The following is a 21,311-nucleotide window of genomic DNA, read 5'->3' on the forward strand; positions in this document are numbered from 1 at the left end:
TGGTCGACGCGGGCGCGTCGCTGACCACCGGCGCCCTGCTGGCCCTGGTCACCGGCCCCGCCACCGGGGCGGCGATGGACCGCTTCGGGCCGCGCGCGCTGCTCATCGCGGGCAACCTCGTGCGGCTCGCCGCCTTCGCGGCCTACCCGCTGGCGTACACGAGCTGGCAGGTGGTCGTCGTGTCGGCGGTGGCGGGTTTCGGCGATCGGCTGTTCTGGACCTGCAACGCGCCGATGGTGGCCCGGCTCACCTCCGGCAGCGACACCGACCGCGTGCTGGCCACGCAGACGGTCGGCCGGTTCGCGGGGGCGGGCCTCGGCGCGGCGGCGATGGCGGTGCTGCCGACGATCACCAGCCCGTGGGCCTTCCACCTGCTCGCCTACGTGAACGCGGCGAGCTTCGGGGCGGCGGCGGTGCTGATCCGGCTCCTGCCGCGGGCCACGGCGGACGGCCCTGCCGCCGCGCGGTCCGGGAGCTGGCGGGCCGTGCTGGGCGATCGGGCCTTCACCGGGTTCTGCGTCACCCACATGGCGTTCACCCTCGCCAGCGCCAGCAAGTTCTCGGTGCTGCCGCTCGTCGTCCGGGACCTGTTGCACGGTCCACAGTGGATCGCCGGGACCGCGATCACCGTGGGGACCGTGGTCGTCGTCACCGCGCAGCGGCCGATCGTCGGGCTGCTCGCCGGGCGGAGCCGGACCGCCGGGCTCATCGGGGCCGCCGTCCTCTTCGCGACCTGCTTCGCGCTCCTGATCCCGCTGACGGCCGTCCCGCTGCCGGTGGCCACCGTGCTGATCCTGCTCACCAGTCTCGGCTTCTCGGTCGCCGAGGCCCTCTTCGGCCCGACCGCCACCGCCGCGGCCGCCGCGGCCGCTCCGCCGGGGGCCGAAGGGCGGGCCAGTTCGATCTTCCAGCTCTCCTGGGGCCTGCCCCTCGCGCTCGCGCCGGGCCTGCTGGCCGCCCTGCTCAGCGCCGGCAACGCGGTGACCTGGTCGATCCTGGCCCTGACCTGCGCAGCTGCCGTCCCCGCGCTGCTCGTGCTGCGGAAGAAACTGCCGGCTGCCCTGCGCGAACCGTCACCACCCGTGGCCGCCTGAGCGCAAGGGGTATGTGCCGGGTGTTACACCACAATGGACGGATGCAACCGATCAAGTGAACGTGAGACTTTCTCCGTCATGACCGTTCCCCCTGGTCATCTCCTTGCCGAACAGTTCGCGCCGCGCGAACCACCGCGAGACTCCAGGAGGGGCCGTGCACACCGACGCCGTACACCAGAGCCAGTTCGTGCTGCTGAACGAGAGCACCACGCCCGTCCTGTCGCGCCTGTCCTACCACGCCCACGAACCCTTCGCGGTGACCGTGGCCTTCCGGACCGAGCGCGGCCGGTGGATCGAGTGGACCTTCGCGCGTGACCTCCTCGTGGCCGGGCTCGACGAGCCGGCCGGCCTCGGCGACGTCCGGATCCGCCCGGACCTCTCCGAGGACGAAGACTTTCTCACCCTGGAAATCGAGTCACCGGACGGCTATGCGTCGTTCGAGCTCGAGGTCGAAGACGTCCGGACCTTCCTGGACGCGTCCATCGAACTGGTGCCGCTCGGCGAAGAGAGCGCGCACTTCGACGTCGACGGGCTGATCGAGGAGATCAGCAACGTCTGACCGCAGAACCTCCCATTCCCGCGGCGAGGAACGAAGGGCGGGTTTCGGGCGCGCTGGAGGCGCCCGAAACCCGCCCTTTCGCTGTCTCCCGCGGAACTCAGCTGGTCTTGAGCGTGGCGCCGGTGCCCGAGAGGGCGGCGCCGATCGGGTAGAAGTACGTCACGGACGTGTTGCCGCCGGACAGGATGCCCTGCGCGTTGTTGCCGGCGATGAAGCCGCCGCCCGAGTCACCCGCGGCCGAGCGGACGTTGGTCGCGGTCATGCCGGTGACCGTGCCCTCGGAGTAGCGGACGGTCTGGTTCTTGGCGCCGATGGTGCCGCAGGTCCAGCCGGTGGTCGAGCCGGCCTTGCAGACCGAGGTGCCGGTCGCGGCGTTCGACTGGCCGCGCACCGCGGTCCCGTTGTTCATCGAGGCGACCGGGGTCCAGCCGCTGCTCGTGTTCACCCGCGCGTAGTCGGCGCCCGGGAACCGGTAGGTGCCCCACGAACCGAGCGCGGCGCCGTTGGAGCCGGTCAGCCGGCCGGCGCCGGTGAGCGCGGCGCAGTGGCCGGCGGTGACGAAGCCGGTGGTCGTCGAGAACCCGACCGAGCAGCGCGACGACCCGCCGATGTAGTAGGCGTCGCCACCGCGGATGTTGGCGTAGGTGGTCGGCTTCGACGCCGTCTCGCGGATCGTCACCGCGGAGGAGTCCACACCGGACTTGACGAGGAACGCGGCCGCGGCGGCGCGCTGGCCCTGCAGCACGTCCAGGGTGACGTGGTTGGTGGCGTCGTCGACGCCCCAGCCGGTGATCGCGGCCGGCGCGGCCTGGCCGGCGGCGTTCAGCTTGTCCACAGTGGAATTGAGCTGGCGGGAGCTGAACCGCACGACTTCCGCTTCCGCACCGGCTTCGCGGATCTTGCCGGCCAGCGCGGCGTTCGTCGTGGTGACGTGCGCCTTGCCGGTGACGGCGTTGTAGGTGGCGCCGCCGAACGCGTCGCCGAGGGCCGCGGTGAGCGATTCGGTGACCCGGTTCGCCACGTCCTCGGTCTTCAGCCGCGCGAGCGCCTGGTCGTGGGTCAGGCCGAGGTCCCGCTGCATGGCGGGCACCATGTCGGGGTTCAGCAGGTCCTGGCCCGACGCGGGGACGGCGGTCGCGGCCAGCGCGCCCGTCGCCATCACCGCGGTGGCAGCGGCACCGAGAAGTCTCGCGATCTTCATGCTTCTCCCTAGGTGGTTACGCGCGGCTCCGCACCGGCCACGCAGTGGTACTCCCCCGGGTGAGCGTCCCCGCAGTGGGCGTTACGGTGCAATCCGGGCGCCCGGCGAATGGGTATACGCATTCACCGAGGACGAATCCCCTGCTCCAGCCGGGCCCAGGCGCCCGGTGTCACCCAGTCGGACAGGTCCGTAAGTAGGGTTTCCGTGAACTACTTTCAGTAGTCACTCGGAGTACACGAACGCGTTAAGCGACGTTCGAACGTGCGATCGGCCGGGGTTTCGTACGCAGGGTGAGCCGATCCCCTCGGTTCCCGCAGCAAACCGGTGACAGCGGGTAGGCAGACGCGTGACAACAGCACCCACCACGTATTCGGTTAAAGGTTTACGGACGGATCGACGCTGCTTAGGCTCCGCGCACTGGTCTCGGTGCGCGTCGAGGAGGGTCATATGTGGCTGGCCACCCCCCGCCCCACCTCGGTGTCCATCCGGTCCGGACCCGCCCGGCTGACCGGCCGCGACACCGAGCTCGACGCCATCGTCACCGTCCTCCGGAGGCGCCCGGCCGCCGTCCTCATCGAGGGCGAACCGGGCATGGGCCGCACCCGGCTGCTCGCGGAGATCGGGCGGCGCAAGGAGTTCGACGGCGGCCGCGTGCTCACCGGCGCCTGCCAGCCGCTGCGGCAACCGTTTCCCTACGGGCCCGTCCTGGAAGCGCTTCGCGCGGTCGGCGACGCCCCGCTCGGGCCGCTCAGCCCGGTCGCCGGCGTGCTACGGCCGTTGCTGCCGGAGCTCGCGGAAGCGCTTCCTCCCCGGCCCGACCCCCTCGCCGACCCGGTCGCCGAACGCCACCGCGTGTTCCGCGCGGTCCGGGAACTCCTCCGAGCCTGCGGCCCCACGCTCGTGCTGATCGACGACCTCCAGTGGGCCGACGAGGACACCCGCGACCTCATGCGGTTCCTGGCCGGCACGATGCCGCCCGAGCTGGCGGTGGTCGCCGCCTACCGATCGGCCACCGACGTCCGCCCCGGCCCGCTCGGGGCACCGTTCCGGACCGACCCGGCGGTCCATTCCGCCCGCGTCGCGCTCGGCGCGCTCGACGTCGCGGCCGTGCGCGCGCTGGCCGTCGACATCCTCGAACTGCCCCGGGTGACCGACGACTTCGCGGCGAAGCTGCACGAGTGCACGGCCGGGATCCCGTTCGTCGCCGAGGAAACCCTGCGGGCGTTGAAGGAAGCGGCCGACCGGCTCCCGGTCGGCGAGGCCCTCTCCGACCGCCTGCTCGAAAACCTCGAAGTGCCGGTCCTGCTGCGCGAAGCCGTCACCGAACGGCTCGCCAAGCTGCCGGAGCCGGCGGTGCGGCTGGCCGGCGCGGCCGCGGTGCTCGGCGTCGGTGCCGAAGCCGGCGTCCTCGGCGAACTGGCCGGGCTCTCCGGCGACACCCTCCGCACCGCGCTGCTCGACACGCTCTCCGGCGGGGTGCTCGGCGAAGTCGGCGACGGCCGGTACGGCTTCCGGCACCCGTTGGCGCGCAAGGCGGTCTACGACACGGTGAGCGGACCCGAACGCGCTTTGCTGCACGCACAGGCGATCCGCGTGCTCGCGGCCCAGCCGTCCCCGCCGCTCACGCTGCTGGCCCGGCACTCGCGCGCCGCCGGCCGCGTCGACCAGTGGCGGCACTACGCGGAAGCGGCCGCCGACGAGGCCATCACCCGCGGCGAGACGTCCCGTGCGATCGACCTCCTGCAGTCCGTGCTCGCCGAACCCGGGCCGTCGCAGGCCGACACCGGACGGGTGGCGGGCAAGCTGAGCCAGGTCGCGCTGCGGGGGTTCCGCCCCGAGGTGCTCGGCACGCTGCAGCGCGTCCTCGAAGAGGTGACGCTGCCGCCGTCGGTCCGCGGGTCGATCCGGCTGAGCCTCGGCATGCTGCTGGTCCGGACCATCGGCGGGCTCGGCCGCGGCCGGCTGGAAGTCGAGCGCGCGGTCGGCGAGCTGACCGACCGGCCGGACCTCGCCGCCCGCGGGATCACCCTGCTCGCCCAGCCGATCGACGGGCTGACGCCGTTGTCGTGGCACGAAACCTGGCGCGCCCGCGCGGGCGAGGTGTACGACCGGCTCGACGACCCCGAGCTGCGGCTCGCGCTGACCGCCGACCGCATCGCCGCCGCCTCCCACGTCGGCGACGGCTCGGCCTGGCTGGAGTTCGAGGCCCTCTCGGACACCGTCGGCACGGTCGCCGAGCGCGTCCAGCTGGCCCGGCTGTGGTGCAACCTCGCCGACGGGCAGTCCTGGGCCGGGCACCTCGACCGCGCCGAACGGCTGGTGACCGAGGGCGTCCGGCGCGCGACCGACGCCGGCGCGTTGTACGCGATCGGCCTGATCCAGGGCACCCGCGTCCGGCTGGACTGGGTGCGCGGGCGCTGGACCGGCCTCGCCGAGGCCGCCGAGCAGCTGCGGGACAGCTATCCGGAGCTCGGCCCGATCGTCATGGAGTCTTCGCTGGTGCTCGGCGGGCTCGCGGCGGTGCGCGGCGAGTTCGCCGCCGCGCAACGGCACCTGACCGCGGCGAGCGTGCACGCACCGGACCGCGGCCCGATCCCGGTGGTGCTGTCAGCCGCTGGGGTGCTGATCTCCGTACTGCTGGCCACCGACGACGTCGACGGCGCCTGCGCGGCGGCCGACACCGCGGTGGCCGCGGCCGGGCGCAAGGGCGTCTGGATCTGGGCGGCGGCGCTGGTCCCGGCCGCGGCGCAGGCGTACGCGAGGGCCGAGCGCTGGCCGGAGGCCGACAACGTGGTCGAGGCGTTCGCGCGCGGCATCGAGGGCCGTGACGCGCCGGTGGCCACGGCCGCGCTGGTGGCGGGCCGCGCGGTGCTGCTCGAGGCGCGGGGAAAGCACCTGGCCGCGGCCACGTTGTTCGACGAAGCCGCCTCCGGCTACGCGGCCCTGCCGATGCCCTACCCGGCGACGGCCATGCGCGAGCGGGCGTCGATGTGCCGCCTGGCGGCGGGCAACCGGTCGGCCGTCGACGAGTTGACCTCGGCGGCCGAGGCGTACGAGCAGCTCGGCGCGACCCGGGACGCCGGCCGCTGCCGTCACCAGCTGCGCGAGCACGGCGCCTGGGCGCCGTCACAGCGCGGACGGCGGGGGTACGGGAGCGAGCTGTCGCCGCGAGAACGTGAAGTGGCGCGGATGCTCGCCGAGGGGCGGACGAACCGCGAGATCGCGGACGGCCTGTTCCTCTCGCCGCGGACGGTGGAACAGCACGTGGCGAAGGTCCTGCGAAAACTCGGAGCCCGCTCACGCACGGACGTGGCCCGCAAGCTCCCGGGCGAAGTGACGACCGCGCCGGCTGGCTAGCCGGCCGCCGCCGTCCTACCTTGAGCGCGTGACAGAAGAGGCACTTCCCGCCTGGCGGCGGCGGACTTCCGGCGAGACCCGGTGGCCCGCGATGGGCGTCGTCGTCGCCACCCTCGTGCTGCAGGTCGTCCTGCCCGATGACATGGCGCTGCACCCGTGGTGGCTGCTGCCCGGCGTCTCCGTGCTGCTCGTCGTGGCCCTGCTGCTGGTCAACCCCGGGCGGATGTCGCAGTTCAGCGCCGTCGAGCGGACCATCTCGCTGCTCATCGTCGGCCTCGTCACCGTGGTGAACGCCTGGTCCGCGGCGAGCCTGGTCTACGGCATCGCGACCGGGACGACCGGCGACCGCGCCGGAGCCGTGCTGGTCACCGGCGGGATCGTCTACTGGACGAACGTCGTCGCCTTCTCCCTCTGGTACTGGGAGTTCGACCGCGGCGGCCCGGGCCGGCGGGCCGCGGGCCGGGCCGAGTACCCCGACCTGCAGTTCCCGCAGATGGCCGACCCGGGCCTGGCGCACCAGGACTGGGAACCGTCCTACCTGGACTACCTGTACTTCTCGTTCACCAACGCGGCGGCCTTCAGCCCCACCGACGTCATGCCCCTGCGGATCTGGGCGAAGATGACGATGATGCTGCAGGCCGTCGTGTCGCTGGTGCTCGCGGTGATGGTCGTCGCCTGGGCGATCAACAACCTCAAGTGACTCAGTGGCGGGTCATCGTGAAGCTCTGGCCGTCGGAGCCGACGGCGCTCGGGCTCCAGGTGTAGCTGCCCTTGTCGTCGGCGTCCAGGCCGGACGGGCTGGTCGAGGCCAGGTTGGTGCCGTTGAACTTGACGCCGGTGAACTTGATGCCGCCGGAGATCGACGGGTACGAGTCGGTCGGGGACTCGATGATCGCCTCCGCCGACGCGTGCTTCGAGGTCAGGGACTTGGTGATCGTCTTCGACCAGCCCTTGGTCGTGTCGCTGATGTCGAGCCGGTAGGTGTTCGTCGCGGTCCGCGTCACCGTGGCGGTGATGTGGTCGCCGGCGCTGACCGAGTTCGAGTAGTACACCGGTGCGGCCGGGTACATTTCGTACCAGGCCTGGTAGACCGGGCGGCCGCTGGAGCAGTCGGTGGCCACGCCGGTCTGTTCCACAGTGGACGATCCGTCGCCGTCGATGCCGACCCACGGCGCGAACAGGTCGTCGGTGGACGTGCAGGTCACGGCCGGTTCCGTCCAGCTCGCGGTGGCCGTGGTGAAGCTGCCGAAGCTGACGTAACCGCCCCAGTTGCCACCCGAGAATTCGTGACCGTGGAAGTGGGCGCCGAAGACGGCCGCGTGGGCGGTACCCGAGACGGCCAGCGAAGCCGCCGCGGCGGCGGCCACCGTGAGGACGCGGACAGGACGCGAAGAAACGAATCCGGACATGCGGAAGACTCCGTTCACCGTGGGGACGGCGGGAAAACCCGTGTGCCCAGTGTTGGATCCGCACTCGCGAGAAGGTAGCTACTTTCGAAGGGTATTCATATTCCGGGAAATACTCACCATTTGCCGGAATTCGACCGGAAAAGACCCGTGAAGGCCTCCGCGGGGGAAAAGAGGCCTTCACGGGTCCATGTCGCTCACCTACCGCCCGGTCAGGTGAGCGGGGCTCCTACTGCGCGGCCTGCGCGTGCGCGGCGTCCACGAACTGGGTCGTGTACGTCTTCGACAGGTCGATTTTGTCCTTCTTGGGCTTCACGTTGCTGGACGACTCGCCGAGCACCTTGAGCACGTTCTGCGCGCCGGCCGGGTCCATCCGGCCGTCCTTGGTGAACATCGGCAGGCTGTCCCGCAGCGACTTCACGTACAGGGCCTTGTCCCCGCCGGCGAACGACGGCGGCATCATCGCGGCGACCTGGTCCGGTGTGTGCGAAGAAATCCACTTCAGTGTCTCGACGTACGCATTGGCCAGTTTCTGCACGATGTCCGGATAACGCTTGACGATTTCGCAGCCCATGTAGAGCGAGCTCGCGGGGTACAACCCGCCCAAAGCGGCTTTCGTGCCTTCGACCGTGCGCATGTCGTAGAGCACCTTCGCCTGGCCCGTGTTCGTCAGCTGCGCGATTGTCGGGTCGGTCGTCATGCCGGCGTCGATCGAGCCCTGGTTCATCGCCGAGATGAACGTCTGCCCGGCGCCGACCTTCACCGGCGTGTACTCCTTCGACGTGACGCCGCCGCGCAGGGCCAGCGCCTTGGTCAGGAAGTCCGTCGACGAACCCAGCGACGTGACGCCGAGGTTGCGGCCCTTGAAGTCCGCGCCCGACCGGACCTCGCCGGCCTTGGCGGTCGCGACCATCTCGGCCTCGCCCGGCACGTTCGCGAACTGCACGACGCTCTCGATGCACTGTTCCTTGGCCTGCAGGTCGATCGTGTGGTCGTAGAACCCGACGACCGCCTGCACCTCGCCGGCCAGCAGCGACGTCTCGGCGTTCGCGCCGGACGGCTGGTCGAAGAGCTCGACGTCCAGGCCCTGCTTCTTGTAGGCGCCGATCTGCTGGGCCAGCTGCCCGGGCAGGTAGATCACCTTCGACAGGCCGCCGACCATGATCTTGATGTGCGGCTGCCCGGTGGTGCCGAGCGAGATCTCCCGCGAGTCGCGGCAGGCGGTGAGCCCGGCCGCGGCGACGGCCACCGCGGCCACCACCCCGACTGTCCTCTTGAGACGCATGTCAGACCGCCTTGATCGCGGCTTCGGAGGCGGACGGCGGCCGCCACCGCAGCAGCCTGCCTTCCAGCGTGCTGATCCCCCACTCGGCCAGCAGCGCGACGACGGTGATGATCAGCATGCCGGCGTACACGCCCGCGGTGTCGAACGTGCCCTGCGCGTTGGCGATCAGGAAGCCCATGCCGGCCTTCGCGCCGGTGTACTCGCCGACCACCGCGCCGATCAGCGCGAAGCCGAACGCCACGTGCAGCGACGACAGGATCCAGGACGTCGCGCTGGGCAGCACGATCGACTTCAGCACCTGGCCGCGTGTCGCGCCGAGGATGCGGGCGTTGTCGATCAGGTTGCGGTCGACCTCGCGGGCACCGGTGAAGGCGTTGAAGAACACCGCGAAGAACACGAGCACGACGACGGTCGCGACCTTCGACGACAGCCCGAGCCCGAACCAGATGACGAACAGCGCGGCGAGCACGATGCGCGGCAGGGCGTTGGCGGCCTTGATGAACGGCGCCAGCACCTGCGCGAGGTAGCTGCTGCGGCCGAGGATCACGCCGAACACGACACCGAAGATGGCGCCGATGACGAAGCCGATGGCGGCTTCCTCGACGGTCACCAGGATCTGGTACCAGATCGAGCCGAAGTCCGTGCCGGCGCTGAACCACTCGACCAGCCGTTCCCAGATCTTCGACGGCTTCGAGTAGAAGAACGGGTCGATCCAGTACGTGGCGGTCAGCTCCCAGCTGCCCAGCCAGACGACGACGATCGCCAGGCGCAGCAGCCAGATGTTGCGCTTGCGGCGCGCGGTGGCCTGCTTCGCGCGGGCGAGGATGTCCTGCTCGGTCTCGAGGACCGGCAAGGGAGCGGCGGACGGCGCCGCGGGGGTCTCAAGCGACATTGCTCGCTCCCTTCTCACGGGCCTTGTCGACCTCGCTGCGCAGTGATTCCCAGATGTCGGCGTAGAGCTTGCGGAACTCCTCGGTCAGCCGCAGCTCCTCCACCTTCCGCGGCCGTTCCAGCGGGATTTCGAAGACGTCCTTCACGGTGGCCGGCCCGGTCGTCAGCACGACGACCTTGTCCGCCAGCGCGATGGCCTCGTCGAGGTCGTGCGTCACGAAGATCACCGCGGCCCCCGAACCGGACCACAGCCGCAGCAGCTCGTCCTGCATCAGCGCCCGCGTCTGGACGTCCAGCGCCGAGAACGGCTCGTCCATCAGCAGGATCTTCGGCTTGGTGACGAGCGTCTGGGCCAGCGCGACGCGCTTGCGCATGCCGCCGGAGAGCTGGTGCGGGTAGTACTTCTCGAACCCGGCGAGCCCGACGCGGGCGATCCAGTCGACGGCCTGCGCGCGGGCCTGGTCCTTCGGCACCCCGCGGAACCGCGGCCCGGACGCGACGTTCTCCAGCACCGAGCGCCACGGCATCACGGCGTCGGTCTGGAACATGTAGCCGACCCCGTCCGGAATGGACTTCACGTCCTCGCCGTTCACCCGCACCCGGCCGGCGGACGGCGGCTGCAGGCCGGAGACCAGCGAGAGCGTCGTCGACTTGCCGCAGCCGGTGGGGCCGACGACGGCGACGAACTCGCCGGGCTGGACGGTCATGGTCAGATCGCGGACGGCCGTGTGCACGGAACCGGACCCGCTCGGGAACCTTTTGGTGGCTCCGGTGAGTTCGATCAGTGGGGGAACCATGGTGGAGGTGACTCCTTCGTCACGTGGTGGGGCTCACGTTGGGAAGGGACGTTAAGTACGTGTGGCGCCCAGGTGAAGCTTGTCGACGTTCTCCGCGCGAGCTGTGCGTTCTGAATGTTTTGCTCATTTAGCGCACTGCCGTGACCTGGGGGTATGGTCCCCGCCATGCCAAAGTGGGCGCTCTTCCCGCGGATGCGGTTCAGCAGGCAGGTGCTGCTGCTGCAGATCGGCGTGGTCGCCTTGGTCGTGGGCATCGGTGTCGCCCTGGTCAGCGTGCTGCTCTCCCGCACCCTCACCGACCAGTACGGCCGCCGGGCGCTGGCCATCGCGAAGTCCGTCGCCGCGGACCCGGTCGTCGTCGCCAACGCGGCCGCGAAGCTCCCCGGCGGTCCCCTCGAAGAGCGGGTCTTGGCCGTCACGAAGGCCAACGAGGCCCTCTTCGTCGTGATCACCGACGACAAGGGCATCCGGCTCGCCCATCCGACGGAGAGCCTGATCGGCCAGAAGGTGAGCACCTCCCCCGACGTGGCCCTCGCCGGACAGGACGAAGTCAGCGCGGTGCAGAGCGGCACGCTCGGGCTGTCCGTCCGCAGCAAGACCCCGATCTGGCAGGGAAAACGCGTGGTCGGCGAGGTCAGCGTCGGGTTCGAGGTCGGCGATCCGACGGGCGACTTCAACCGCCTGCTGACCATCACGCTGCTGTTCGCGGGCGGTGCGCTGCTGCTCGGCGCGGGCGCGTCGGCGCTGCTGAACCGGCGGCTGCGGCGCGTCACGCACGGCCTCGAGCCGCACGAGCTCACCGAACTGCTCTACGAACGCGAAGCCGTGCTGCACGGGATCGGCGAAGGCGTGCTCGCCGTCGACGAGCACAACCGCGTCTCGGTCCGCAACGACGAAGCCGAACGCCTGCTCGGCACCGAGCTCCCGATCGGCGCGGCGATGTCGGAACTCGAACTCAGCCCGCGCCTGCACAAGGCCGTCGGCGAGGGGCGCCCGGTCGACAACCTCCTCGCGGTCGCCGGCAACCGCGTGCTCGTGATCAACTCGCGGGCGGTGCGCCTGGACGACCGCCCGATCGGCACCGTGCTCACCTTCCGCGACCGCACCGACCTCGACACGCTCACCCGCGAACTCGACGGCATCCGCGCCCTCTCCGACGGCCTGCGCGCGCAGCGGCACGAGTTCGCCAACCGGCTGCACACGCTCTACGGGCTGCTCCAGCTCGGCCACCACACCGAGGCCGTCGAGTACCTGCAGACGCTGACGGACTCGTCGTCCGCGCGGCCGAGCGAGCTGGGCGACGCCGTCGCCGACCCGTACCTGCAGGCGCTGCTCGTCGCGAAAACCGAGCAGGCGCAGGAAAAGGGCCTCACGCTCAAGCTCGCCGAAGACACCTGGGTGCCCACGACGGTGACCGACCCGATCGCCGCGAACACCGTGATCGGCAACCTCGTCGACAACGCCCTGCACGCCGCCCGGATGGGCCCGCGGCGGCCCGCGACGGTGGAAATCAGCCTGCTCGCCGAGGGCGGCACCCTGCACGTGTCCGTTGTGGACAGTGGGCCGGGTGTCCCCGCGGACCTGCGGCGGACGTTGTTCGACGAAGGCGTCTCGACGAAGATCGCGCCCGGGCACGGCCTCGGCCTCGCGCTCGCCCGGCAGGCCGCCCGCGCCCGCGGCGGCGACGTCTGGCTGGCCGACCCCGGCGAAGGCGAGACGGGTGCCCTGTTCGTCGCCAAACTGCCCGGAATGCTGACGGAGGACGGATGATCCGCACGCTGATCGTCGACGACGACTTCCGGGTGGCCGGCGTGCACGCCGGGTTCGTCGAGGAGGTCGAGGGCTTCGCGGTGGTCGGCACCGCGCACACCGCGGCCGAGGCGCGCGCCCGCGTCCGGGAGCTCGCGCCGGACCTGATCCTGCTCGACGTCTACCTGCCCGACGAGTCCGGCCTCGCGGTGCTCCCGGAGCTGCAGACCGACACGATCGTGCTGTCCGCGGCGACCGACAGCGCCTCGGTGGCGGCGGCGATCCGGGCGGGCGCGCTGAACTACCTGATCAAACCGTTCACCACTCGCCAGCTCGCGGAACGGCTGACGTCGTACGCGCGGTTCCGGGGCCTGCTCGCCGAAGACCGGGCGCTGGCCCAGGACGACGTCGACCGCGCGTACCGCGTCCTGCACGACCAGGACCGCACCACCGCGCCGAAGGGCCAGTCGACGGCGACGTCCCGGCTCGTCTCGGAGCAGCTGCGACGCGCCGGGCGTCCGCTGTCGGCCGCGGAGGTCGCGGGCGAGCTGGGCATGGCGAGGGCGACCGCGCAGCGGTACCTCACCGCGCTGGCGGAGTCGGGGACGGTCCAGATGCGGCTGCGCTACGGCGCGACGGGCCGCCCCGAGCACGAATACCGCTGGTCGGAAGCCTGACTCAACGGCCGCCGTAGCGCTGCGCCATGCTCTCGGCGACCTCGACCCAGGCCTGGATCGGGTTGGTGGTCGGCTGCGGGGTGGCCGACGGCGGCAGGTCGACCCGCGCCTCGGCCTCCTCGTCCGGCACCGGCTTCTTCGGCTGCGGTTTGGCCTGCGCCTGGACCTGCTTCGGCGCCGGCTTCGCGGGCACCGGCACGTACACGGTCTTCGGCGCGGGCGTGACGACGACCGGCGCCTGCGGAACCGGCTGCGGCTCCGGCGCGGGTGCCGCGGCCACCGCCGGGCGCGCGTCGAGCTGGGCGACATCCCGTTCCGGCGCCGGGGCGAACAGGCCGCCGGTGAACAGGCCGCCACCGAGCCAGCCGGCCGCGACGAGCAGCACCGCGGCCCCGCCGCCGAGCCAGATCCGGGCCCGCCGCCGGATCACCACGGACTTGGGACGCAGGTCCTGGTCGCACACCGGCGGCCGGGTGTAGATGGGGACCTCCGCCCGGGCCACCTCGTCGTCGGTCCGGCGGCGCCGGGGCAGGCTCGCCGCGACGATGCCGGTGCGATCCAGCAGCTCCACCGCGGCGCGATCGCTGGACGAACGGGTCGCACTGCGCGGTGCGGTGCGAAGCATCGGGGACCTCCGGGACGGGGGTGGCGGACCCCACGCATTCTGGACCATTTCGGACGGTGCTGTCCGAAACGCAACTCCATTGAGTGACAGAGCGGCGTGAAACGGATTCGGCTTTTTGCTACGACTTGAGCCCGAGCCGCGCGAGCGCCGCCAGGGGCCGCTGATAAGCCGAGCCGAGCACGCGCGGAATGGCGTCGATGACGTAGGCGTCCGGTCCGATGAGGATCCGCGCCGACTTCCGTTCGATCCCGCGCAGGATCGTCTGCGCCGCCTTCTCCGGTGTCGTGCGGGCGATCCGCTCGAAGCCCTGCGCGGCCTTCTCCTGGTCGTCGGCCGCGCTGCGGGAGTTGCGCACGATGTTGGTCTTGATCCCGCCGGGGTGCACGCAGCTCACCGCGACCGGGTGCCGCGCGATCAGCATTTCTTCGCGCAGCGCTTCGGTGAACCCGCGAACCGCGAACTTCGCCGCGTTGTAGGCGCTCTGCGTCGGCACGCCGACGAAGCCGAACACGCTGGAAATGTTGACGACGTGGCCGTCGCCGGACGCGATCAGGTGCGGCAGGAACGCCTTCGTGCCGTTCACGACACCGCCGAGGTTGATGCCCATCAGCCAGTCGTAGTCCTCGAACGTCATTTCCTCGACGGTCGCGCCGAGCGCCACGCCCGCGTTGTTCACCACGACGTTGACCGCACCGAACTCGTCGGCGACGTCTTCGGCGTGCGCGAGCACGGCACTGCGGTCGGCGACGTCCACGGTGTACGCCCGGGCGTTGTCGCCGGCGAGCTTCGCCGTCTCCTCGGCGTTCGCCGTGACGACGTCGGAGAGCGCCACGCGGGCCCCGCGGCGGGCGAACTCGCACGCGAGCGCGCGGCCGATGCCCGAGCCCGCTCCGGTGATCACCACGACCTTGTCCGCGAACTGCTTCATCGGCCCTCCGACCGTCCGGTGCTACTCCCGAGTAGGGAATGTTAGCGGCTGTGAGCTTGCTGTGGGTGTGCTGATTGTGTCGGTGCGTCGCCCTATGGTGGTCTCGTCGGCGGCACCGGGACGAGGGAGGCGATGATCATGCGGCGGCCTGCCGTCCTGCTCACCCTCGCCGCGATCGTGCTGCTCGGCGTCACCTTCGTCGTGGTCGTCGCCGCCCGGCCGGCGCAGCTCGCGGACGCGACGACCCCGGAAATCGCCACGGTCGAGGCGACGCCGGCGGCCACCCTGCCCGCGGTGTCGAGCCCCGCGGTCGGAGCGTTGTTCGCCGAGGGGACGCACTACTGCACGGCCAGCGTCGTGCACAGCGAGCGCGGGGACGTGCTGCTGACCGCGGCCCACTGCATCCACAACGGCGAGGGCGGCGGCTACCTCAGCGGCGTCACCTTCGCGCCCGGCTACCACGACGGGGTCGCCCCGTTCGGCTACTGGACGGTGTCGGACGAGCTCGTCGCGCCGGGCTGGACGGCGTCGTCGGACCCGGACCTCGACGTCGGCTTCGCCACCGCGCACCAGGCGGGCACCACGAAGTCCCTGGAGAGCCTGGTCGGCGCGAACCTGCTGGCCACCGGCACGGCGTTCGAGCAGCCCATCACGCTCACCGGCTACCCGGACGACTCCGAGGTCCCCGCGGTCTGCCAGAACACCACCAGCAAGCAGGACACCTTCCAGCTGCGGGTGGACTGCGTCGGCTTCCCGACCGGCACGAGCGGCGGGCCGTGGGTCACCGGCCAGAACCCGGAAACCCGGCTCGGCACGGTCATCGGCGTCATCGGCGGCTTCGAGTTCGGCGGCGACGACGCCGACACGTCGTACTCGAGCTACTTCGACACCGACGTCCTGGCGCTCTACCGGCAGACGACCGCCCGGGCCTGACCCGGCATGATGCGGGGCATGAGCGAGCCCGTCGACGTACCCATCACCGGAGAGCCGATCCGGCTCGGCCAGTTCCTCAAGCTGGCCGGCCTCGCCGAGGACGGCTCCCACGCCAAGGACCTGATCGACGCCGAAGAGGTCACGGTCAACGGCGAGGTCGAGACCCGCCGCGGCCGCCAGCTGACCGACGGCGACGTCGTGGCGGTGGGTCCCGACCGCGGCAAGGTGATCCTGGTCCGCTAGCCGACGCTGGTCAGCGGGGGCAGGCCGAGCGACCGGGCGAGCGCGTCGAGTTCGCGGCGCACCGGCCCGGCCAGCGGCACGCCCAGCGCCCGGCACTGTTCGAGGTGCTGGGCCTCGCGCCAGCCCGGGTAGCGGATCGGCGCGCCGCCGTCCCAGCCGAGCATGCTGCCGAACAGCGCGCTCGCCGCGCGGTAGAAGCCGTCGGCACTGCGCAGCGTCGTCGGCGCGATCGCCAGCACGAGCAGGCCGGTGTCGTGCTCGTGGTCGGCGACGCCGGAGAGCACTCCGGCGAGCACCTCGACCAGCAGCGTCAGCCCGGCCGCTTCCGAGCCGGGGCGGTCCATGTCGAAGACGAACTCGGGGTACGCGCCGCCGGGCGCCGCCATGCCGAGCGGGTTCATCGGCTGGCCCGGCTCGCCGCCCGCGGCCAGCACCAGCCCGATCATGGCGTGCGGCAGGGCGCGCGCGGCGTGGTGGCCGGCCCGGCCGAACGGCCCGATGCCGCGCAGCGAAACCAGCCCGACGCCGAAGCGGCCGGCCCGCGTCACCGCCCGGTCCATGGCGTCGCCGACGGCCCAGAGCCCGGGCGCGCGGCGGTAGTCGATCAGCGCGGCGGCGCCGCGGTCGGCGATCATCAGCGGCTCGGCGTGCGGCACGACGAGCCCGTTCTTCAGCAGTGGCAGGTGGACGCGGGTCAGGTCGGCGACCCCGGTCTCCGGCGAGCCGGTGAGATCGCCGTGGCAAAGCGCTTCGGCGGCGATCCGGGCCCGCGGTTCGGGGAGACCGTGCGCGGCGAACACGTGTGCCACGAGGGTGACCAGTTCGTCGGCCCGCACGCGGGGCCAGGCCTGTTCCGGGATCGGGGTTTCCGGGAGTTCTTCTTCGAGGATGCCGGGTTCGGGGCGGGCGGAGCGGAACGGGCGCGGTCTGAGGGGCACTTCCCCGACCTTGCCCAGCGCCGGTTCGGGCGTCAACGACGACGGCCCCGGCCTACCCGACCGTGTGATCGACGGGTCCGGAGCGACGTACCCTGGGCGGCATGTGCCGAAACATCACCACCCTGCGGGGGCTGCAGCCGGCCGCGACGGGCGAGGAGATCGAGGCCGCGGCCCGCCAGTACGTCCGCAAGGTCACCGGCGTGCAGTCGCTGTCGGACGCCACTCGCGAGCCGTTCGAAGCGGCGGTCGCCGAAATCACCGAGATCACCGCCCGGCTGCTGGCGCAGCTGCCCGAGCGCCGCCAGCCGCCGGCGACCGTGCCGCCGTTGCGCCGGCCCGAGGTGCAGGCGCGGATCGCCGCGAAGGCCCTGCGCCAGCCGTGAGTCAGCGCACGCGCTGGGCGTAACCGGCCTCGCCGGTGTGGTCGACGCCGTCGTCCTCGGCGAGGCTGTAGAGCCGGATTTCGATGCCGTCGGGGTCGGTGAACCGGACCATCCAGCCGGTGGTGGCTTCGAACAGCGGCGGGTGCTCGACGCCGAGCTCGTCCAGCCGGGCGATCCACGCCTCGGCGGCCGCGCGGTCGGCGATCGAGAAGCAGACCGGGTCGAACCCGGCCAGCCCCGCGGCGGCCGTCTCCTGCTCGCGCAACGCCACCGGCACGCCGTCGACGCTGCCGGCCACCCCGCGGACGACCCCGTCGCCGTCGGGGAATTCGTGGGTGACTTCGAGCCCGAGCACGCGCTCGTACCACTCCCGGCTGCGCGCCAGGTCGCGCACGGGGAACTTGACGTGGTGGAAGCCTTCGATCTTCGCGGTCATCGCCGCCCCTCTCGCCGTGGGGAGGGTAACGCCGGTCGCCGGGAATTGTCGGACCCCGTCGCTAGGCTGGCCGCATGGGCGGACAAGCATTGGTTCTGGGTGGCGGCGGGGTCGCCGGGATAGCGTGGATGACCGGGTTGCTGGCGGGTTTGGCCGAGCACGGCCAGGACCTGACGGGGGCGGACCTGCTCGTCGGCACGTCGGCGGGGTCGGTCGTGGCCGCGCAGGTGGCGAGCGGCCGTCCGCTGGCCGAGCTGTACGCGCGCCAGGCCGATCCGGCGCACCAGACGCCGGAGATCCCGGCCGACATCGACTTCGAGAAGTTCGCCGCCGACTTCGGCGGCGCGGTCACCGGCGCGACCGACCCGGCCGAGGTGCGGCGGGCGGTCGGGAAGCTGGCCTTGGCGGCCGAAACGGTGTCCGAAGCGGATCGCCGCGCGGTGATTTCCGCGCGGCTGCCGGTGCACGAGTGGCCGGCGCGGCGCCTGGTGATCGTCGGGGTGGACGCGGAGACCGGCGAGCCCCGCCGCTTCGACCGCGAGTCCGGCGTCTCCCTGGTCGACGCGGTGGCGGCGAGCTGCGCGGTCCCCGGCGTCTGGCCGGCGGTGACCATCGACGGCCGCCGCTACGTCGACGGCGGCGTCCGCTCGGCCGAGAACGCCGACTACGCGGCCGGCTTCCAGCGCGTGACCGTGGTTTCGCCACTGGGGCCGGACGCCCCGCTGCCGATGGAGAAGCCGCTGCCGGAGGTGCTGGCGGACCTGCGCGCGGCGGGCGCGGAGGTCACGCTGATCACGCCGGACGAGGCATCGAAGGCGGCGGTCGGCGAGAACCCGCTGGACCCGGCCACCCGCACGCCGGCCGCGGAAGCGGGTCGCGCCCAGGGCGCGGCCCTCACGCTGGCCTGGACCTGAGCGGCCGGGCCGGCACCAGCAGGCCGGCGGTGCCGAGCAGCAGCCCGCCGCCCGCGAGGGCGAAGGCCCAGGGGCCCGGCAGCCGGACTTCCCGCGCGGTGTCGGTCGCCGGCTCGGCCTCGCCGGGCCGGTAGCGCACCTCGATGCGGGTGCCCCGGACGTAGCCGGGACCGGTGCGGACGTGGGTGTGGCGGTCGTAGGTCGCAGGCGTCCGCACGTCCACGAGCCGGCCGTCGACGCGCGCGACGACCCGGTCCGGGGCCACCACCCGTTCCACGGTCGCCGGAGCGACGACCGAACCGGCCCGGTCCCGGAGCGTGGCGGCGAGGAAGACCAGGCCACCGAAGGACACCAGCACGATCGCCAGGCACGCCATCGAGAACGCCGTCGCCGGCGGACCTGGAGCGGCCGCCGGCCAGCCGGGCCCGTCGGGATCCCATCGCGTCCTCATGCCGTGAGCACGTCAGAGGCGCGACCGGGGTTGCCCCGGGCCGTCGGCTACCCTCGTGTTGCTGGGTAGCGTGTCCGAGCGGCCGAAGGAACATGTCTTGAAAACATGCGAGGGGGCAACCTCTCCGTGGGTTCGAATCCCACCGCTACCGCACTGAGAACCCGGGCGCGCGCTGCGCCCGGGTTCAGCTTTCCGGCTCCAGCAGGTGCGCCTGCACCCGCTCGAACGCTGCGGCGATCGTCGCCTGCTCCTCGGGGCTCAGCAGGTCGATGAGGTGCTGGCGCACCCCGTCCACGTGCGTCGGCGCCGCCTTCTCCAGCAGCGCCAGGCCCTCGCCGGTCGCCTCCGTGATCACGCCGCGCTTGTCCTCCGGGTCACGCGCGCGCCGGACCAGGCCCGCCTCCTCCAGCTTGGCCACCTGGTGCGAAAGCTTGCTCTTCGTCGACCCCATGTACATCGCCAGCTCGGACATCCGCATCCGGTGGTCGGGCTGGGACTGCAGGCAGACGAGCACCTCGTAGTCGGTCAGCGACACGTCGTGCCGTTCGGCCAGCTCCCGGTGCAGGCGCTGCCGCAGCAGGAGGGTCGCCACGATGTAGGAGCGCCACGCCGCCATCTCGGCATCGTTCAACCACCGCACAGCACGCTCCTCGGTCATAAGGCAGCGTAGAACGCTGATCAACGGATCGCGCGCTCCGACGCCGATCCGTCGGCCGGTGAAAACCCCGTCGCAACATCGCCCGAAGGTGGGGTTACGAAAAGGTTGAGACTCGGCCGGGAAAGGCGCATTCTGCTTGTCGGCGGATGGTTGATCAGGGTATGCGGCGCGGCGACGGCGGCGCGTCGGCCCGGCACCCCGCCAGGAGAGGTCAGGTGGTTGTGTGGCGGGTGATTCTCGCGGTTGACCGCCAGCTGCGTTCCCACGACCGGAACGGACACCTACCGGGTCGGTCGTGACTGTGAACAGCCGAGAGCGGGCTTCCATGCGTATCACGCATACGGCGTCGGTCGGGCCTGGTTCCGGTCACGGCCTCGGCAGCCGTGACGACAGCGCCTGAACGCCGGCCCCGGAAGCGGCCAACCGCTCGACCAGAAGACATACCTCGGTACAAGCCTGGGTGCGCCCGTCAACGCGACGGCCGCACCCAGGCTCGTTACGATCCCAAGGTGAGATTCGACGACGACGCCGGTCTGGACGCCTCCGAAGTCCAGGACCTGCGCGGAAGCGGTGGAGGCGGCGGCGGGATCGGCGGCCGCGTGGCGCTCGGCGGCGGTGGACTCGGGGTCGTCGGGCTGATCATCTACTTCGTGCTGTCCCAGCTGGGCGGGGTACCGACGGGCGGCAGCGGCCTGAGCGGCGGGCTCGGCAGCGTCGGGTCCGGCCAGCAGGTCGACAACACGAAGCTCGCGAGCGAGTGCAAGACCGGCGCGGACGCCAACAAGAACCACGACTGCGCCATCGTCGCGATCGTCAACTCCGTCCAGGACTACTGGACGCAGCAGTTCGCGCGCTCCGGCTCGACGTACCAGAAGGCGCCGACGAAGTTCTTCAACGGCGGCGTGCGCACCGGCTGCGGCAGCGCGACCTCCGACACCGGCCCGTTCTACTGCCCGGCCGACTCCGACGTCTACATCGACTTGTCCTTCTTCGACGAGCTGAAGACCCGCTTCGGCGCGCAGGGCGGGCTCTTCACCGAGGCGTACGTGCTCGCCCACGAGTACGGCCACCACGTGCAGAACCTGCTCGGCACGTCCCGCAAGGGCACCGGCACCGGCCCGACGTCCGGTTCGGTGCGCCTGGAGCTGCAGGCCGACTGCTACGCCGGGGTCTGGGCCAACCACGCCTCGACGACGCCGACCGAGAGCGGCAAGCCGCTCATCACCGACGTCACCCAGGACGACATCAACTCGGCGCTGGACACCGCGTCCCGCATCGGCGACGACTACATCCAGGAGAACCTCGGCGGCGGCCAGGTGGACCGCTCGAAGTTCACCCACGGCACGTCCGCGCAGCGCAAGAAGTGGTTCACCACCGGCTTCCAGACCGGCGAACCCGCCCGCTGCGACACCTTCGGCACGAACAACCTGGGCTAGGAGAACGACGAAGGGGCCGCCCCGCTCCCGGGACGGCCCCTTCGGTCTTTCGTCAGGCGGTCAGTGCGTGCGGGTCACCGGCCGCGGCGCGGGCGGAGAAGTTCCGCTGCGCCTTGCGCTCGGCGGCCTTCTGCTTGGCCGCCTTCGCCTTGCCCGGCTGGACGCCGTTGATGCTCTCGGTGCTCGTCGCGTAGACGCCGAGGGCCCAGGCGACGCCGTCCGCGTTGCGGTCCAGCGCGACGCGGTCGATGTTGCCCAGGTTGTCGCAGGCCTGGTGGTAGCACGGGTCGAACGCGATGCCGGCCGTGCCGCCCCACTTCGCCGCCTGCGCCGGGGTCTTCAGCACCTCG

General features: G+C 71.7%; 22 protein-coding genes, 1 tRNA gene and 1 pseudogene. 12 read left to right on the top strand and 12 right to left on the bottom strand.

Annotated features, from left to right (window positions below; genetic code table 11):
- Positions 1-1,094 (top strand): MFS transporter (locus tag CCN39_RS25965; protein ID WP_143264141.1); only part of this gene is annotated, 1,094 nt, incomplete at its 5' end.
- 154 nt (positions 1,095-1,248) lie between these two features.
- Positions 1,249-1,653: an SsgA family sporulation/cell division regulator gene (locus CCN39_RS25970; RefSeq protein WP_086846218.1), complete on the top strand. Its 405-nt coding sequence runs from the start codon at positions 1,249-1,251 to the stop codon at positions 1,651-1,653.
- 97 nt (positions 1,654-1,750) lie between these two features.
- On the opposite strand, the gene CCN39_RS25975 is transcribed toward CCN39_RS25970, so the two are convergent.
- On the bottom strand, positions 1,751-2,854 hold the full coding sequence (locus CCN39_RS25975) for a S1 family peptidase (protein ID WP_086846219.1): 1,104 nt from the start codon (positions 2,852-2,854) through the stop codon (positions 1,751-1,753).
- 447 nt (positions 2,855-3,301) lie between these two features.
- Between CCN39_RS25975 and CCN39_RS25980 the strand changes: the two genes are divergently transcribed.
- Together CCN39_RS25980 and CCN39_RS25985 are read left to right on the top strand one after the other, a co-directional pair.
- Positions 3,302-6,211: an ATP-binding protein gene (locus tag CCN39_RS25980; protein WP_086846221.1), complete on the top strand. Its 2,910-nt coding sequence runs from the start codon at positions 3,302-3,304 to the stop codon at positions 6,209-6,211.
- A 91-nt stretch (positions 6,212-6,302) separates the two neighbouring features.
- Positions 6,303-6,911 carry a DUF1345 domain-containing protein gene (locus tag CCN39_RS25985; protein WP_086846223.1) on the top strand — a complete coding sequence of 203 codons (609 nt, stop codon included), beginning with the start codon at positions 6,303-6,305 and terminating at the stop codon, positions 6,909-6,911.
- 1 nt (position 6,912) lies between these two features.
- Here the strand turns inward: CCN39_RS25985 and CCN39_RS25990 are convergent, their stop codons facing one another.
- From CCN39_RS25990 to CCN39_RS26005, 4 genes are all read right to left on the bottom strand, one after another.
- Positions 6,913-7,620 (bottom strand): G1 family glutamic endopeptidase, encoded by a 708-nt coding sequence (locus CCN39_RS25990; RefSeq protein ID WP_086846225.1) that lies wholly within the window; start codon positions 7,618-7,620, stop codon positions 6,913-6,915.
- 226 nt (positions 7,621-7,846) lie between these two features.
- The gene (locus CCN39_RS25995; RefSeq protein WP_208630374.1) at positions 7,847-8,902 is read right to left on the bottom strand and encodes an ABC transporter substrate-binding protein; all 1,056 of its coding nucleotides are present in this window, start codon (positions 8,900-8,902) and stop codon (positions 7,847-7,849) included.
- 1 nt (position 8,903) lies between these two features.
- Entirely contained in the window at positions 8,904-9,794 is an 891-nt protein-coding gene (locus CCN39_RS26000; RefSeq protein WP_086846229.1) for an ABC transporter permease, read from the bottom strand.
- Positions 9,784-10,590 (bottom strand): ABC transporter ATP-binding protein, encoded by an 807-nt coding sequence (locus CCN39_RS26005; protein ID WP_086846230.1) that lies wholly within the window; start codon positions 10,588-10,590, stop codon positions 9,784-9,786. Before CCN39_RS26005 ends, CCN39_RS26000 begins: the two co-directional genes overlap by 11 nt.
- Positions 10,591-10,782: 192 nt before the next feature.
- Here CCN39_RS26005 and CCN39_RS26010 point away from each other — a divergent pair, with 192 nt between their 5' ends.
- Both CCN39_RS26010 and CCN39_RS26015 read left to right on the top strand, forming a co-directional pair.
- Positions 10,783-12,360: a sensor histidine kinase gene (locus CCN39_RS26010; RefSeq protein WP_086846255.1), complete on the top strand. Its 1,578-nt coding sequence runs from the start codon at positions 10,783-10,785 to the stop codon at positions 12,358-12,360.
- Positions 12,357-13,016 (top strand): response regulator, encoded by a 660-nt coding sequence (locus CCN39_RS26015; RefSeq protein ID WP_086846232.1) that lies wholly within the window; start codon positions 12,357-12,359, stop codon positions 13,014-13,016. The genes CCN39_RS26010 and CCN39_RS26015 overlap by 4 nt, the downstream gene beginning before the upstream one ends.
- A gap of 1 nt (position 13,017) precedes the next feature.
- Here the strand turns inward: CCN39_RS26015 and CCN39_RS26020 are convergent, their stop codons facing one another.
- Positions 13,018-13,587 carry a hypothetical protein gene (locus CCN39_RS26020; protein WP_244211007.1) on the bottom strand — a complete coding sequence of 190 codons (570 nt, stop codon included), beginning with the start codon at positions 13,585-13,587 and terminating at the stop codon, positions 13,018-13,020.
- Between the two features lie 172 nt (positions 13,588-13,759).
- The gene (locus CCN39_RS26025) at positions 13,760-14,569 is read right to left on the bottom strand and encodes an SDR family NAD(P)-dependent oxidoreductase (RefSeq protein WP_086846236.1); all 810 of its coding nucleotides are present in this window, start codon (positions 14,567-14,569) and stop codon (positions 13,760-13,762) included.
- Between the two features lie 132 nt (positions 14,570-14,701).
- Between CCN39_RS26025 and CCN39_RS26030 the strand changes: the two genes are divergently transcribed.
- Positions 14,702-15,502 carry a trypsin-like serine peptidase gene (locus tag CCN39_RS26030; protein ID WP_086846239.1) on the top strand — a complete coding sequence of 267 codons (801 nt, stop codon included), beginning with the start codon at positions 14,702-14,704 and terminating at the stop codon, positions 15,500-15,502.
- Positions 15,503-15,520: 18 nt separating this feature from the next.
- On the top strand, positions 15,521-15,745 hold the full coding sequence (locus tag CCN39_RS26035) for an RNA-binding S4 domain-containing protein (RefSeq protein WP_013222201.1): 225 nt from the start codon (positions 15,521-15,523) through the stop codon (positions 15,743-15,745).
- Here CCN39_RS26035 and CCN39_RS26040 read toward each other — a convergent pair.
- Positions 15,742-16,683, bottom strand: a complete 942-nt coding sequence (locus CCN39_RS26040) for an Ldh family oxidoreductase (protein ID WP_244211008.1) — start codon at positions 16,681-16,683, stop codon at positions 15,742-15,744. The two genes, CCN39_RS26035 and CCN39_RS26040, sit on opposite strands and share 4 nt — an antisense overlap.
- A gap of 101 nt (positions 16,684-16,784) precedes the next feature.
- Here CCN39_RS26040 and CCN39_RS26045 point away from each other — a divergent pair, with 101 nt between their 5' ends.
- Entirely contained in the window at positions 16,785-17,066 is a 282-nt protein-coding gene (locus CCN39_RS26045; RefSeq protein ID WP_086846243.1) for a DUF2277 domain-containing protein, read from the top strand.
- A gap of 1 nt (position 17,067) precedes the next feature.
- Here CCN39_RS26045 and CCN39_RS26050 read toward each other — a convergent pair whose 3' ends face one another.
- Complete coding sequence (locus CCN39_RS26050; RefSeq protein ID WP_086846245.1) at positions 17,068-17,502, bottom strand: VOC family protein; 435 nt, start codon at positions 17,500-17,502, stop codon at positions 17,068-17,070.
- Positions 17,503-17,576: 74 nt separating this feature from the next.
- Here CCN39_RS26050 and CCN39_RS26055 point away from each other — a divergent pair, with 74 nt between their 5' ends.
- On the top strand, positions 17,577-18,416 hold the full coding sequence (locus CCN39_RS26055; RefSeq protein ID WP_167455179.1) for a patatin-like phospholipase family protein: 840 nt from the start codon (positions 17,577-17,579) through the stop codon (positions 18,414-18,416).
- Here the strand turns inward: CCN39_RS26055 and CCN39_RS26060 are convergent.
- A complete protein-coding gene (locus tag CCN39_RS26060; RefSeq protein WP_143264142.1) occupies positions 18,397-18,867 on the bottom strand; it encodes a hypothetical protein in 471 nt (156 codons plus the stop codon). The genes CCN39_RS26055 and CCN39_RS26060 overlap by 20 nt on opposite strands.
- Positions 18,868-18,931: 64 nt before the next feature.
- On the opposite strand from CCN39_RS26060, the gene CCN39_RS26065 reads away from it, so the two are divergent.
- Positions 18,932-19,018: transfer RNA gene (locus CCN39_RS26065), tRNA-Ser, on the top strand.
- 33 nt (positions 19,019-19,051) lie between these two features.
- On the opposite strand, the gene CCN39_RS26070 is transcribed toward CCN39_RS26065, so the two are convergent.
- The gene (locus CCN39_RS26070) at positions 19,052-19,525 is read right to left on the bottom strand and encodes a MarR family winged helix-turn-helix transcriptional regulator (protein ID WP_208630376.1); all 474 of its coding nucleotides are present in this window, start codon (positions 19,523-19,525) and stop codon (positions 19,052-19,054) included.
- Between the two features lie 509 nt (positions 19,526-20,034).
- Between CCN39_RS26070 and ypfJ the strand changes: the two genes are divergently transcribed.
- On the top strand, positions 20,035-20,961 hold the full coding sequence (gene ypfJ, locus CCN39_RS26075) for a KPN_02809 family neutral zinc metallopeptidase (protein WP_086846251.1): 927 nt from the start codon (positions 20,035-20,037) through the stop codon (positions 20,959-20,961).
- A gap of 52 nt (positions 20,962-21,013) precedes the next feature.
- On the opposite strand, the pseudogene CCN39_RS26080 reads toward ypfJ, so the two are convergent.
- A pseudogene (locus CCN39_RS26080) lies at positions 21,014-21,311 on the bottom strand (amidohydrolase); the annotation flags it as partial.

This window comes from Amycolatopsis kentuckyensis (assembly GCF_002155975.1).
GTDB classification, from domain to species: Bacteria; Actinomycetota; Actinomycetes; order Mycobacteriales; family Pseudonocardiaceae; genus Amycolatopsis; species Amycolatopsis kentuckyensis.